The organism is Mycobacterium sp. IS-1556 (assembly GCF_001499985.1).
Taxonomy (GTDB): Bacteria; Actinomycetota; Actinomycetes; order Mycobacteriales; family Mycobacteriaceae; genus Mycobacterium.
The window spans coordinates 60047-73973 of sequence record NZ_LQIM01000001.1 but is presented as its reverse complement, the minus strand read 5'-3'; the positions used below and the strand labels follow the sequence as shown (position 1 = coordinate 73973).

Annotated in this window: 14 protein-coding genes, 1 tRNA gene and 1 other RNA gene; 8 read left to right on the top strand and 8 right to left on the bottom strand. The window is 67.4% G+C overall.

Features of this window, described 5'->3' with window-relative positions:
• Positions 1-7: 7 nt before the first annotated feature.
• Entirely contained in the window at positions 8-490 is a 483-nt protein-coding gene (locus AU187_RS00355; protein ID WP_059101797.1) for a hypothetical protein, read from the top strand.
• A 24-nt stretch (positions 491-514) separates the two neighbouring features.
• On the opposite strand, the gene AU187_RS00350 is transcribed toward AU187_RS00355, so the two are convergent.
• The gene (locus AU187_RS00350; RefSeq protein ID WP_059101867.1) at positions 515-1582 is read right to left on the bottom strand and encodes an NAD(P)H-dependent amine dehydrogenase family protein; all 1068 of its coding nucleotides are present in this window, start codon (positions 1580-1582) and stop codon (positions 515-517) included.
• A gap of 88 nt (positions 1583-1670) precedes the next feature.
• Between AU187_RS00350 and AU187_RS00345 the strand changes: the two genes are divergently transcribed.
• A complete protein-coding gene (locus AU187_RS00345; RefSeq protein ID WP_059101866.1) occupies positions 1671-2327 on the top strand; it encodes a TetR/AcrR family transcriptional regulator in 657 nt (218 codons plus the stop codon).
• On the opposite strand, the gene AU187_RS00340 is transcribed toward AU187_RS00345, so the two are convergent.
• From AU187_RS00340 to AU187_RS00330, 3 genes are all read right to left on the bottom strand, one after another.
• Positions 2324-3340 (bottom strand): S1C family serine protease, encoded by a 1017-nt coding sequence (locus AU187_RS00340; RefSeq protein ID WP_059101796.1) that lies wholly within the window; start codon positions 3338-3340, stop codon positions 2324-2326. The two genes, AU187_RS00345 and AU187_RS00340, sit on opposite strands and share 4 nt — an antisense overlap.
• Positions 3341-3368: 28 nt before the next feature.
• Positions 3369-4160: a lipid uptake coordinator LucA gene (gene lucA / locus AU187_RS00335; RefSeq protein WP_059101795.1), complete on the bottom strand. Its 792-nt coding sequence runs from the start codon at positions 4158-4160 to the stop codon at positions 3369-3371.
• Positions 4161-4231: 71 nt separating this feature from the next.
• A tRNA-Ser gene (locus AU187_RS00330) sits at positions 4232-4317 on the bottom strand.
• Positions 4318-4385: 68 nt separating this feature from the next.
• On the opposite strand from AU187_RS00330, the gene ffs reads away from it, so the two are divergent.
• Positions 4386-4480: signal recognition particle sRNA small type (gene ffs, locus AU187_RS24800), an RNA gene on the top strand.
• Between the two features lie 22 nt (positions 4481-4502).
• Positions 4503-5777 carry an aspartate aminotransferase type Ic gene (locus tag AU187_RS00325; protein ID WP_059101794.1) on the top strand — a complete coding sequence of 425 codons (1275 nt, stop codon included), beginning with the start codon at positions 4503-4505 and terminating at the stop codon, positions 5775-5777.
• Positions 5778-5826: 49 nt separating this feature from the next.
• Here AU187_RS00325 and AU187_RS00320 read toward each other — a convergent pair whose 3' ends face one another.
• Entirely contained in the window at positions 5827-6696 is an 870-nt protein-coding gene (locus tag AU187_RS00320) for a hypothetical protein (protein ID WP_059101793.1), read from the bottom strand.
• A 193-nt stretch (positions 6697-6889) separates the two neighbouring features.
• Between AU187_RS00320 and AU187_RS00315 the strand changes: the two genes are divergently transcribed.
• Positions 6890-8746 carry a DNA polymerase III subunits gamma/tau gene (locus tag AU187_RS00315; protein ID WP_059101792.1) on the top strand — a complete coding sequence of 619 codons (1857 nt, stop codon included), beginning with the start codon at positions 6890-6892 and terminating at the stop codon, positions 8744-8746.
• Positions 8747-8749: 3 nt separating this feature from the next.
• Here AU187_RS00315 and AU187_RS00310 read toward each other — a convergent pair whose 3' ends face one another.
• Entirely contained in the window at positions 8750-10069 is a 1320-nt protein-coding gene (locus AU187_RS00310; RefSeq protein WP_059101791.1) for a class I SAM-dependent methyltransferase, read from the bottom strand.
• Positions 10066-11487, bottom strand: coding sequence for an FAD-binding oxidoreductase (locus tag AU187_RS00305; RefSeq protein WP_059101790.1), 1422 nt, complete (start codon positions 11485-11487; stop codon positions 10066-10068). Before AU187_RS00305 ends, AU187_RS00310 begins: the two co-directional genes overlap by 4 nt.
• A 71-nt stretch (positions 11488-11558) precedes the next feature.
• Between AU187_RS00305 and AU187_RS00300 the strand changes: the two genes are divergently transcribed.
• A complete protein-coding gene (locus AU187_RS00300) occupies positions 11559-12005 on the top strand; it encodes an SRPBCC family protein (RefSeq protein WP_059101789.1) in 447 nt (148 codons plus the stop codon).
• Between the two features lie 78 nt (positions 12006-12083).
• Here the strand turns inward: AU187_RS00300 and AU187_RS00295 are convergent, their stop codons facing one another.
• Complete coding sequence (locus AU187_RS00295; protein WP_059101865.1) at positions 12084-12857, bottom strand: Rv3717 family N-acetylmuramoyl-L-alanine amidase; 774 nt, start codon at positions 12855-12857, stop codon at positions 12084-12086.
• 112 nt (positions 12858-12969) lie between these two features.
• On the opposite strand from AU187_RS00295, the gene AU187_RS00290 reads away from it, so the two are divergent.
• Entirely contained in the window at positions 12970-13302 is a 333-nt protein-coding gene (locus tag AU187_RS00290) for a YbaB/EbfC family nucleoid-associated protein (protein ID WP_059101788.1), read from the top strand.
• A gap of 10 nt (positions 13303-13312) precedes the next feature.
• Positions 13313-13924, top strand: a complete 612-nt coding sequence (gene recR, locus AU187_RS00285) for a recombination mediator RecR (protein WP_059101787.1) — start codon at positions 13313-13315, stop codon at positions 13922-13924.
• Positions 13925-13927 lie beyond the last annotated feature (3 nt).

Here is a 13927-nt window from a genome sequence, read left to right as displayed (position 1 = left end):
TTGACGCATGCGCGTGTCGACGGCCGTCCGCAAGTGGTCCGCGGGACTGGCGCTGCTCGCCCTCGTCGCCGGCGGCGTCGGCATGGCGGCCGTGATGATCCTCGGAAGTGTCAACGCGCCCGAGCAGGCGCAGCGGGCGACAACGCCGCGCACGACGTTAGCCCCGCCGCCGGCGAAGGTTCCGACACCGGCGGAGTTCACGGTCAACGTGATCGTCACAGACCGGCAGTGCCCACCGGAAGCGTCCGCCTGCACCTACAGGTACACGATCGAGCCGAAATACATTGGATTGCACCTGCTTCCGGAGACACCGTTCACCGTCTTCTACGAAGTCGTCGGCGGCGCGGTACCGCAGAAGGGTGAATTCACCGTCCATAAGGATCAGGCCAAGATCCTCAAAGACGTTGTCCTGGAAGGGCCGCCCAACGCCCAGCTGAAGGCGACCGTCAGGGGCGTCAACGGTGCTGCGGTGCCTCCGCCGCGCCCATGAAACGGCTTTCGGCTAAGACCCGGGTCAGTTGGTCGGCCCGACCCCGCGGGCCTGGGGTAGCGGCAGGTCGTTGTAGGTGGCGATACCGGGTGCCGCGGCCACGACCGCCGGTATCGCGTGGATCGGCGGCATTGCGGTCATGATGTGCCCGAGCACGAAGAAGTCCTCGATCGACTTGGCGTTCTCGATCATGTCCGGCGGCGGCAGGAACCCGACCTGCATGTTGACCGTCGGCCGGCCGTCGACCGTGATCTTCCAGCCGTCACCGTCGAGCTGCCAGTCCGGATCGAGGGTCTGACCCTTTTTCCACCGGACGTTGATGTCGACGACGGTCTTCCCGTTCACCACGCCCTGCCAGCTGGCGTAGACGCCCGCAACATGTCTGGCCGGGATGGTCCACGACGCCATCACGAGATCCTCTGTGGTCTGAGCATATTCGGAGACACATTTGATCTCGTCGAGCTCGACGCCGATCGAGTCGGCGACCAGTCGCACCGCTTCGGCGAACACCGCGGTGCCGTTGGCGGCCATCGGGGCCAGGTTCGGGTCGTCGATCGCGGTGCCGAACCCGGTGGGCCGCTCCGTGTCGGGGGAGTCGTAGAGCGTCGTGTCGGCGGATTCGGAGATGGTGACCTTGTCGACCCGATCGCAGGCCGTCGACGCCACGATGGCGAGCAATTCGGCGAAGCCGGGGCTGACACCGGAACCGAACAGCGTCGCACCGCCCCGCCGGCACGCCTCGTCGAGTTTGTCCCGGCCGGCACCGAGGTTGTGGCCGGTGATGAAGGACGCCGACGCCACGACGTTGACGCCGGCCTCGAGGATGCGGACCAGTTCGTCGACGTCGATCCACATCGGGTTGTAGACCACCGCGTCGGGCTTCAGCGCGAGCAGCGCGTCGACGTCGTCGGTGGCCTGCACGCCGAGCGGTGCGATGCCGGCGAGCTCACCGGCGTCCCGGCCCACCTTGTCCTTCGACCACGCGTAGAGGCCGACGAGTTCGTAGTTCGGGTTCGTGGCGATCGCCTCGACCGAACTCTTGCCGACATTGCCGGTGGTCCACTGAACGACGCGATAAGGGGTGTTTGGCACGCGCACAGCATAGGGAAACGCGACGCGTCGCGAAGGCGTTTTTACCGACCGGTGAAAAATACGTTCGGCACGCTTTAGGGTGACCGTGATGAGCGGCCGCACCAGAGGTCGTCCACCCCGGATCAGCCGAGACCAGATCGTCGCGGCGGCGCGCGGCGTGGCGGGCCGAGACCTGACGATGCAGGCGGTGGCCGACGCGCTCGGGGTCAGCCGCAAGGCGTTGCACTACTACGTCGGTGACCGGGAGGGGCTTCTGACGCTGGTGGTCGCCGACCTGTTCGAACGCGAACTGACCAGCGTTGAGTTGCCGGTCGACGACGATTGGCGTGCGGTGCTGCGCGCGTACAGCGTCGCGTTCCGCGACGGCCTGGTTCAGGTCGGGGTCGCGACCGATTTCACGCGGTTGCGCGGAATCGGCGCCGCGGCCGCCTTGGCGCTCGCTGACCGGGTGCTCGACGCGCTGCTCGCCGCCGGCTTCGCGCCCGACGCCGCGCGGTACGCCTTGACCGCGGCGTCCAACATCGCGCAGTCGGCGGCGCACAGCAGCGTCGCGCAAACCGCGTCGGGGGTGCATCGGCACCGCGCCGACACGTCCGCGGCGCTCGAACACGAACCGCAGGACATCTACCCGGCGCTGCGCACGGTGCTGGCGTCGGCCGAATCGCAACGCCACGACGCCGAGCATCAATTCGACTTCGAACTGGGCCTGTTGATCGCCGGTCTCGACCGACTTCTGGACGCCTAGAGGGGCGTCAGGATGGCCTTGCCGGTGCGCTCCTGCCCGCTGCGGTCGATCCACGTCAGGTCGATCACGTCACCGGAGTAATGACGGTCCAGCACGTATGTCAGCGTGGTCGCCGAATCGAGGGGAGTGCCGTCGAGCACGACCAGCACGTCACCGGCGGCCAGTCCGGCTCGGTCGGCGGGCCCGCCGCGCAGCACCTCGGCGATCTGCACGCCAGGGCCGCGTTGCGCCGAGCGGACGCCGACACCGAGCAACACCGGCGGCCCGATGTGCACCTCGGCGGAGGGGGCGCGGGACCGGATCTGGTTCGCGACGGGCAGGGCGTCATTGATCGGGATCGCGAAGCCCTCTCCGCCCGGGCCGAACTGGTAGTTCACCGATGCCGCGGTGGTGATTCCGACAACCTGTCCGGCGCTATTGACCACGGGTCCACCGGAATCACCCGCGACCACCGGCGCGGCGAACTCGAAAAGCCCGGCGAGTTGGTCCTTGCTGCCGGTCAACGTGTCTTCGGCGTTGACAGTGCGGCCGAAGGCGGTGATCTGTCCGACCTCGCGGGTCAGCGGTCCGTTCGTGCCGTTGGCGTTGCCGATCGCCACGACGGGTTCGCCGGGCACCAGCTGCGCGGAGTCCCCGATCGGTGCGACGGGCAACCCGTTGGCGCCGATCAGTTGCAACACCGCGATGTCGCGCCTGCGGTTGTAGCCGACCAGCTCGGCGGGATAGGACCGGCCTCCGACGCTCGCGGTGATCCGGTCGGCACCCGACACGACGTGGAAGTTGGTCAGCACGTGGCCAGCCGGATCGATCACGAAACCCGCGCCGTTACCGACGGCGCCCTGGTAGTCGATCTCGGTGTCGATGCGCACGACGGCCGGCTCCACCTGCGCCGCCGCGGCGATCGGGTCGGCGGGGGCCGCCGTGGCGGGGAAAACCGGTATGACCATGGCCAGCGCCGCGGCCAATGCGATCAGTAGCGGCGCGAACGGACGACGGACGGGGATTTTGCCCATGAACCCATATTGCCCGATGCGCGGGCGGCTAATCGTCTACGACGACGCCGCCACGTAGCCGCCTGCGGCGACGGCGGGTCGGCTCAGGTCGGCGATTGCGCAGCTTGCCGTCGGTTTGCTCGGCTTCTTCAGTGGCGGTCGAGGCGGGTTCCTGGGCGTCGGAGTCGGGCTCCTCAGCGACGGTCTTGTCCTCGTCGTCCGCGTCGGCGTCGGGCTTCTCAGACGCTGAGGCGTCCTCGTGCTCGGCGTCCTCGGACGCTTCGACCCCGGCTTCTTCGGCCTTGGCCTCTTCCGCCTCTTTCTCCTCACCAGCTTCCTCGGCGTCCTTATCGGCGCGCTTGCCCCGGCCGCGCCGCTTCTTCGGCGCCTTGACCTTGAGAGGTTTCGGCGGCGGTGGCGGCATCTCGGCGACCCAGGCCAGGTAGAACGCGAAGACGCCGAGCAGCGCGATCGCCGCGGCGGCCCCGTATATGCCGAACAACCACCGGCCCGCGTCGTCGAGCGACAGCCAGATCTCGCTGATCGCCGCGCCGAGGATCAGGACGCCCGCCAACACGTGCAACACGATGGACCAGGTCCGCAGCCTCAGCGCCAGCAGCGGTGTGCCGAACTCCGGCCTGCGGGTGCGCAGCAGCGTGAAGACCACCGGCAGCGCCGCGAGCCCGATCAGCGCGCCGACCACAATGCGCATCGCGGTGCCCAATGTGTGGGGGATGTCGCCCGATAACTCATACCAGCGAGGCAGGACGAAGAAGAAGTACAGAACACCGGCCACGACGGTGAACGATGCGTGCCAGATCACCGCGACGGTGCGGCTCATACTCCTCCTAGACATTTGGTTGGACGGGGTGCGACCGGGCGAGGCCTGCAGATCGCACCCCGTGCCGAGTGCGGAGGATGCGGGATTTGAACCCGCGAGGGCTATTAACCCAACCCGCGTTCCAGGCGAGCGCCATAGGCCACTAGGCGAATCCTCCGCGGGCCATGGTAACCGACCCTGCCGATGAGCCCGTCCGGATGCGCGTGGCTCTGGTATTAGACTCGCCGTGGACCCCGCGCGGCGTCCATCCTGTGAACTCCCCCAGGGCCGGAAGGCAGCAAGGGTCAATGGGCTCTGGCGGGTGCGCGGGGTCCCCTTCTTCCACCGTTCGAAAGGCTTCCGGTGTCTTTTCTGTCGCTCGGCCGAGATGACCTCTCCGCACAGCACGAGCAGCAGAAGCGCAACTACGCCGAGCTGCAGGCCAAAGGCCTCAAACTGGACCTCACCCGGGGTAAGCCGGCGCCCGCGCAGCTGGAGCTGTCGAACGGGCTGCTGGACCTGCCCGGCAAGGACGACTTCCGCGACGGTGACGGCACCGACACCCGTAACTACGGCGGTGTGCACGGGCTACCGGAGTTGCGGGCGATCTTCGGCGAGCTGCTGGGCATCCCGGTGCAGAACCTCATCGCCGGCAACAACGCCAGCCTGGAGCTGATGCACGACGTGGTGGTGTTCTCGATGCTGCACGGCACCGCCGACTCGCCCCGGCCCTGGAGCCAGGAACCCACGCTGAAGTTCCTGTGCCCCGCTCCCGGCTATGACCGGCACTTTGCGATCACCGAGAGCCTGGGCATCGAGATGATCACCGTGCCGATGCGCGAGGACGGCCCGGACGTCGACCTGATCGAGGAACTCGTCGCCGCCGATCCGGCCATCAAGGGCATCTGGTGCGTGCCGGTCTACTCCAACCCCACCGGCGTCACCTACTCCTGGGAAGTTGTGCGCCGGCTGGTTCAGATGCGAACGGCCGCAACGGATTTCCGAATCATCTGGGATAACGCGTACGCGGTGCACACGCTGACCCACGACTTCGTCCGGCAGATCGACGTGCTCGGGCTGGCAGAAGCCGCCGGCAACGCGAACCGGCCGCTGGTGTTCGCGTCGACGTCGAAGATCACGTTCGCCGGCGCTGGGGTGAGCTTCCTCGGCGGGTCGCTGGGCAACATCGCGTGGTATCTGCAGCATGCGGGCAAGAAGTCGATCGGCCCCGACAAGGTGAACCAACTGCGGCACCTGCGCTTCTTCGGCGACGCTGACGGGGTGCGCCTGCAGATGCAACGCCACCAGCAACTGCTCGCGCCGAAGTTCGCCGCCGTGCTGGAGATCCTCGAGGACCGCCTCGGCGAATCCAAGATCGCGTCGTGGACCGACCCCAAGGGCGGCTACTTCATCAGCCTCGACGTGCTGCCCGGAACGGCCAAGCGCACCGTGGCGCTGGCGAAGGACGCCGGCATAGCGGTGACCGAGGCCGGTGCGACATTCCCGTACCGGAAAGACCCCGAGGACAAGAACATCCGGATCGCACCGACATTCCCCGCCGAACCGGAGCTACGCGCGGCGATCGACGGTCTGGCCACCTGTGCCCTGCTGTCGGCCACCGAGTCGCTGCTCTCGTAGGCCCGTTTGTGAATCTGACGACGAAATCCGCCCGAAAACGTCGCCAGATTCACAATCGAAACCCCCGCGAATACAACGCGCTCTCGACCCTGGCCACATAGGTGGAGCGCCGATAACGCAGCAGGTCTCTGCTGACCCGGATGATCAGCCAATCCAGCCCGGTCAATACGAACTGCTTGTCGATATCGCGCTGCCGCACTGCGGGATCGGTCCAGTGTTGCGGCCCGTCGTATTCGATACCGACTTTGAAATCCTCATACGCCATGTCGACGCGTGCGACGAACTGCCCGTACTCGTCGAATATCCGGACCTGCGTCTGCGGGGCCGGAAGGCCCGCATCGATCAACGCCAGCCGGGCAAGCGTCTCTTGCGGGGATTCCGCACCGCCGTCCATCAGCGGAAGCACGCTGCGCAGTCGCGGAATGCCGCGGGCCCCCGCGTGTGCAGCGATCACCGCCTCCACGTCGACGTGTTTGAGACCAGTCGCATTGGCCAGAGCGTCGAGACGTTGCACTGCGACGGTCCGAGACTCGAGATGGCGACCGAGGTCGAACGCGGTGCGGGCCGGCGTCGTCACACGCATCTCGCTTATCGTCACGAGTTCGTTCGGCAGCACCCGTTCAGTCCTGACGACGAGTTTCGGTGGCGGCCTCCGATTGTCGTGGACCAGCTCCGCGGCCTCCGACGGATCGATCCACTTGGTACCCAGGACCGCCGCCGCCGACAGGCCCGCAACGACTCCGCGCCGCTTCGACCACAGCCAGGCCGCCTGGGCACGATGCTGTGCCGACACGGTGGCGTCGCGTGGGACGTAGATTCCCGGATACATCGGTGCGTACAGGCGGCGCATCGTGCGCTCGGAGATGCTGCCTGTCGACAACACTTCGGTTCCGACGAACGGCCACGGCAGCTCGGTCATGCCCGTACGGTGCACGCGTGGACCGACGGATCAGGGCTGCGGTCGGCGAGTCATCCACAGAGTTGCGCCGCCCGGCCGAGCCCGTTTGTGAATCTGACGACGCGTATCGCCTCCCAACCGTCGTCAGATGCACAATCCAGCGACGCAGTGGTGGCCCACTGGGCCGTCAGACCGCATCGGTAGCCTGCTGAGCGTGGCGCTCTACCGCAAGTACCGGCCTGCGACGTTCGCCGAAGTCGTCGGACAGGAACATGTCACCGAGCCCCTTTCGACGGCCCTTTCGTCCGGCCGGATCAACCACGCGTACCTGTTCTCCGGTCCGCGGGGGTGCGGCAAGACCTCGTCGGCGCGCATTCTGGCCCGCTCGCTGAACTGTGCGCAGGGTCCGACGGCCACCCCGTGCGGGGTGTGCGACTCGTGTGTGGCACTCGCGCCCAACGGGCCGGGCAGCGTCGACGTCGTCGAACTCGACGCCGCCAGCCACGGCGGCGTGGACGACACCCGCGAGCTGCGCGACCGCGCGTTCTATGCACCGGCGCAGTCGCGGTACCGGATCTTCATCGTCGACGAAGCGCACATGGTCACCACGGCCGGCTTCAACGCGCTGCTCAAGATCGTCGAGGAGCCGCCGGAACACCTGATCTTCGTGTTCGCGACCACCGAACCGGAGAAGGTGCTGCCGACGATCCGCTCGCGCACGCACCATTACCCGTTCCGGTTGCTGGCCCCGCGCACCATGCGGTCGCTGCTGGAGGGCATCTGCGCGCAGGAGGGCGTGACCGTCGACGATGCGGTGTATCCGTTGGTGATCCGCGCCGGTGGCGGATCGCCGCGTGACACGCTGTCGGTGCTCGACCAGCTTCTGGCGGGAGCCGAGGGAAATCACGTCACCTATGCGCGGGCTCTGGCGCTGCTCGGTGCGACGGACGTCGCGCTGATCGACGACGCGATCGACGCGCTTGCCGCCAACGACGCCGCCGCCCTCTTCGGGGTTGTCGAGGCGGTGATCGACGCCGGCCACGACCCGCGCCGGTTCGCAACCGACCTGCTGGAGCGGTTCCGCGACCTGATCGTCCTGCAGTCGGTGCCCGACGCGGGAGCGCGTGGCGTCGTCGACGGGCCGGAGGATGTGCTCGAGCGGATGCGTGAGCAGGCGACGCGCATCGGGACTGCGACGCTGACCCGCTACGCCGAGGTGGTGCACGCCGGGCTCGGCGAGATGCGGGGCGCCACCGCGCCTCGACTGCTTCTCGAAGTGGTGTGCGCGCGGCTGCTGCTGCCGTCGGCCAGCGACACCGAATCGGCGCTGCTGCAACGTGTCGAGCGAATCGAGACCCGGCTGGACATGTCGATCCCGGCCGGAGAGGGCGCCGCGGCGCAGGGCAGCGGGCCGCCGAGGCAGTACGCCCGCAAGAGCAGGGCGGCCGAACCGCCTCAGGCTGCGCCCGAGCCCTCGGCGCCCACCGAACCGGCGTCGGAAGTCAAGGCCCCGGAAGTCAAGGCCCCGGAAGTCAAGGCCCCCGAAGACAAAGCGCCCCAAGAGAAGGCGCCGTCACCTCCACCGGTGCGTCCGCCGTCGGACCCGGTGGTGGAGGCGCCGGCGGCGGCCGGCGAGCCGAACGCGGCCGCCGTGCGCAGCATGTGGTCGACGGTGCGCGACAAGGTCCGCGAACGCAGCCGCACCACCGAGGTGATGCTGTCGGGCGCGATCGTCCGCGCGATCGAGGGCGACACGCTGGTGCTCAGCCACGACTCGGCGCCGCTGGCCAAACGGTTGGCCGAACAGCGCAACGCCGACGTCATCCGCGAAGCGTTGAAGGACGCTCTCGGGGTGAACTGGAAGATCCGCTGCGAGACCGGTTCTGCGGATCCTGCGCCCGCTCAGACCAAGCCGGTTGCCGACGTGGCGGCGCCGCAGCGCGACGAGGACGAGGAAGACATGTTGGCCGAGGCCGGCAGCGACACCTCCGACACCCCGCGCCGGGATCCCGAGGAAGCCGCGCTCGAGCTACTGCAGAACGAACTGGGCGCGCGGCGCATCGACGGCTGACGCCTACGGCGTCCACCAGGGCCGCAGCGGCAGCCCGCCATCGCGCCCGTCGCTGTCCAGCTTGACCGCCAGAACCTGGTGTAGCTGAACCACATTCGTCTCGAACCCGAGGCGCGACCCGGCCATGTACAAGCCCCACACCTTGGCGGTGGCCAGGCCGACCTCGGCGACCGCCTCGTCCCAGTGCTCCACCAGGTTGCGACACCAGTCGCGCAACGTCAGCGCGTAGTGGTTGCGCAGGTTCTCCTCGTGCACTACCTCCAGGCCGACGTCCTGCGCCTCGCTGATGATCCGTCCGGACCCGGTCAGCTCCCCGTCGGGGAAGACGTAGCGGTCGATGAAGCCTCCCGCTGTCGCCCCCGTCCTGTTGTCCGGACGCGTGATGCAGTGGTTGAGCAGCAACGCGCCGGCGCGCATCCTCGACTGCAGGAAAGCGAAGTAGGCCGGATAATTGTGCACGCCGATGTGCTCGGTCAGCCCGATCGACGAGACCGCGTCGAAGCCGTCCTCGCGCACATCGCGGTAGTCACCGTGCCGAACCTCGGCCAGATCGCCGAGGCCGTCCTCGGCGATCGCGTTCTGCGCCCAGGACGCCTGTTCTTTCGACAGCGTGACGCCGATCGCCTTGACCCCGTGGCGCGCGGCGTAGCGCACCATGCCGCCCCAACCGCAGCCCACGTCGAGCAGCCGATCGCCGGGCTTGAGCCGCAGCTTCTCGAACACCAGCCGGTACTTGTTCTCCTGCGCTTCCTCCAGGGTGGCCCCGTGGTGCGGATAGCACGCGCACGTGTAGGTCATCGACGGGCCGAGCACCCACTCGTAGAACGTGTTTGACACGTCGTAGTGGTGGTGGATCGCCTCGGCGTCACGGGTCTTGCTGTGCCGCAGGCCCTCTGCGATTCGACGCCAGCGTGGCAGTGCCTCCTGCGGCGGCGGCGCGATCGGCTTGAGGTGCTCGATACCGATGGAACGCACGATGTTGGCGAGCACCCGCGCCGGCGGTCGTTTGAAATCCATCTTGTCGGCGAGCGCCTTGAGCAGCTCGTAGGGATCACCCGGGTGCACGCCGTGCGGTTCCAGGTCGCCCGACACGTAGGCCCGCGCCAGTCCCAAATCGCCGAAAGCGGTCGCCAGATAGGTCGTACCGCGAGGGGTCAGCAATTCGAGGCCGAGCGGCGAATCTTCGGGCCCGGCCGAACTCCCGTCGTATGCCGTGAATCTCAGCGGTAGGTTCCCCGCGGCGAGGATCTCCAGAATCTCCGCCAGCGTGAGCTTTCTGGCCGGCGCGTGAGAATGTGCGGCGTTTTCTTTGAAGGTCGTCATCGTCTTTGCACCGCCTTCGCATACAGATCGAGGAGCCGGGAATCTGGATCGTAGGCTTTTTTGACGATCTTGTAGGTTTCCCCGCCGTAGAGATCGTCAAACTCGTCGCGGCCGTAGTACGAATCCGAGTACAGCGATTTGTGTCCGTCGAGTTCACTGACCTTGCGTTCGATCAGCTTGTTGGTGTGGCCCTGCTCGGCAGGCCAGTTGGGTCCGATAGGCACCGAGGACCAGAACCCCACGTTGACGTAGGTGTGGCCCGGCCGCAGAGGATAAAGCGGCCAGCCGCCACCTGTTCTCGGGTCGTCGCGAAGACGCAACGGGCACAACCAGATCGGCTCGATCGGAACATCGGCGAGGAACCAGTGCAGGAATTCGGCGACCCGCTCGATCGGCACCTCGACGTCCTGCACGACGCGTTCGCGCGGCGGCCGCCCGTTACGCTTCTCGATCCGGTCGGCGATGTCGAACCGCTGATCGTAGGCGATGAGCTTCCAGTAGAAGCTGCTGCGCCGGTAGCGCCGTGGCCACCACCGCCGGATCCGCGGGTTCTGTGCGCCGAACGCCCGTGAGCACCAGAACCAGTCGGTGTCCCACCGCCAGAGGTAGTCGTGGATCGTCAGCCGGTCGTGTTTTTCGGCGCCGTTGTCGCCCGAATGCTGGATCGAGCGGTAGTAGATCTGCTGGCCGGTGTAATCGCTGACGGGTCCGGGCGTCGCGGTTTGGAAGCCAAGCGTCAGGTACGCCTCGTCGGCGGAGAACACCACACCGTCGAGATAGTCGACCGGGGTGCCCCCAGAGTCTCCGTAACCGCCGGTCTCGACGATGCGGTCCATGGCGGCGACGAGATCCTCGATGGTGTTGAACCGCAGGTGGCGAACGGCGACGAACGGGTGGACCGTCTCCAGCTCGATCTTCAACCGGACCGAATAACCCAACGTGCCATAGGAATTCGGGAAAGCCCGATACAAGTCGACGTGCTGGTCCGGCGACGCGGTGAGCACCTCGCCGGTGCCGGTCAGGATATCCATCTCCAGCACCGACTCATGCGGTAGGCCGTTGCGGAACGATGCGGACTCGATGCCGAGCCCGGTGACGGCGCCACCGAGCGTGATCGTCTTCAGTTGCGGTACCACCAACGGGGACAAGCCGTATGGCAGCGTCGCGGCGACCAGGTCTTCGTAGGTGCACATGCCCGCCACATCGGCGGTGCGGGCCTCGGGGTCGACGGCGATGACACCGGTCAGGCCCGAGACGTCCAACCCCTTGACGGTGGTCTTGGCGCGGGCTCGAAACAGGTTCGACGTGGGCTTGGCGAGTCGCACGGTCGCATCGGGCGGGATCGCACGGTAGCTGGACAGTAGCCGCTGCACGCCCGCGGCATGTGAAGCACGTGCGTCGGTTCGGGCAACAGACACGCATATACGCTAGTCCGCGGTGGCACCTGATGCGACCCAACCAACCCCTTCAACCAAGGAGCTCGTAGGAGATGGGACAGGTCAGCGCGTCCAGCACGGTTCTGATCGACGCGGCGCCGGAGGCGGTGCTGTCGGCTGTCGCGGATTACGCGACCGTGCGTCCGAGAATTCTGTCGCCGCACTACAGCGAGTACAAGGTGCTCGAGGGCGGCCAGGGCGCGGGAACCGTGGCGAGTTGGAAGCTGCAAGCGACGAAGTCGCGCGTGCGCGACGTGACAGCCAACGTCGACGTTGCGGGTCACACGGTGATCGAGAAGGACGCCAATTCGTCGATGATCACCAACTGGACCGTCGCGCCCGCAGGGCCTGGCTCCTCGGTGACCGTCAAGACGTCCTGGCAGGGCGCCGGCGGTATCGGCGGCTTCTTCGAGAAGACGTTCGCGCCGCTCGGTCTGCGCAAGATCCAGGCCGAGGTGCTGGCGAACCTGAAAAAGCACGTGGAGGAAAACCCACGTTAAGCGGTTGATCACAAGCACCAGGTGCGAGCAATCAACCCCGTTAGAGGGCAACAGGTGCGTTAGAGGGCAACAGGCGCGCTAACTGGCGCCCAAGAAGCCCGCTATGCCGCGCACCACGGCGTCGGCGTACTTCTGCCGGCCTTCCGCCGTCTTCATCAGCGCCGAGTCGACCGGGTTCTTCATGTTGCCCAGCTCGACGAGTATCGACGGGTACTGGGCGAGGTTCAGCCCGGCGATGTCCGAGCGTGGGTTGAGGCCGTCGGAGCCGATGTAGGTCGACGGCACGAAGCCCGACGCCTGCAACTGGTCGCGCATGATCGCCGCGAACCGAGGAGACGGCCCCGCCTGCGCGTCGTTTAGCGGCGGGGACGAGTACAGCACGTGAAATCCGCGCCCGGTGGGCGGGCCGCCGTCGGCGTGAATGCTCACGATCGCGTTCGGCTTAAGCGAGTTGGCCATCGCGGCGCGCTCGTCGACGCAGGGGCCTACTGCGGTGTCGTTGCCCCGCGACATCGCGGTGCGCACGCCGAGCGCGGTGAGCGCTTGGCGGATGCGCAGGGTGGTATCCCAGGCGAAGGTGTGCTCGGCGTAGCCGTCGCCGGTGGAGGTTCCGCTGGCCTGGCAGTCCTTGGTGCCGCCGCGGCCGGTGGGCACCTGTCGGCTGATCGATGCGTCGTTGGCGCCGTTGTGGCCCGGGTCGAGGAACACGATCTTGCCCGCGATACTGGCGGGCGCGGCGGCGACTTCGGCGGCTGGGCTGACGAGGGTCGATGCGGCAACGAGCAGTCCGGTGGCCACTGCGGCGCAACCGCGCATTGCTCGAGTGGCGCCGACACGCAGGCGGGCAGGCACGGGCGTCACCGTAGCCGCAACCACGACTACGCTGAAAGGCCAAACCGCCGCGAGCGGGCGAGGCGAGACCAAGTCGAAACCCGTCCGCAATCAACACGCAAGGGGACCAGTCATGCAACCCGGAGGCCAACCGGATATGTCGGCCCTGCTCGCGCAGGCGCAGCAGGTGCAGCAGCAATTGATGGAGGCGCAGGAGGCGCTGGCCAACTCCGAGGTGCACGGGCAGGCCGGCGGCGGTCTGGTGCAGGTCACGATGAAGGGCAGCGGTGAGGTGGTCGCCGTGTCGATCGACCCGAAGGTCGTTGACCCCAACGACGTCGAGACGCTGCAGGACCTCGTCGTCGGCGCGATCGCCGACGCCTCCAAGCAGGTCACCATCCTCGCCCATGACCGGCTCGGGCCGCTGGCGGGCGGGATGGGCAATATGGGCCTGCCGGGAATGTAATTGTCCCTCCATGTTTGAAGGACCCGTCCAGGATCTGATCGACGAGCTCGGCAAGCTGCCCGGTATCGGGCCGAAGAGCGCGCAGCGGATCGCCTTCCACCTGCTGTCGGTGGAGCCACCCGACATCGACCGGCTGACCGCCGTGCTCAACAAGGTGCGCGACGGGGTGAAGTTCTGCGCGGTGTGCGGGAACGTCTCCGACGACGATCGCTGCCGCATCTGCAGCGATCCGCGGCGCGACGCGTCGCTGGTGTGCGTGGTCGAGGAGCCCAAGGATGTGCAGGCCGTCGAGCGCACCCGTGAGTTCCGCGGCCGCTACCACGTGCTGGGTGGTGCGTTGGATCCGCTGTCGGGGGTCGGGCCGGAACAGCTGCGAATCCGCGAGTTGCTCAACCGGATCGGGGAGCGGGTGGACGGGGTGGATGTCACCGAGGTGATCATCGCGACCGACCCCAACACCGAGGGCGAGGCCACGGCCACGTACCTGGTGCGCATGCTGCGCGATATCCCGGGGCTGACCGTGACGCGGATCGCGTCCGGTCTGCCGATGGGCGGGGATCTGGAATTCGCCGACGAGCTGACGTTGGGCAGGGCGCTGGCTGGCCGCCGGGCCATGGCATAGGTT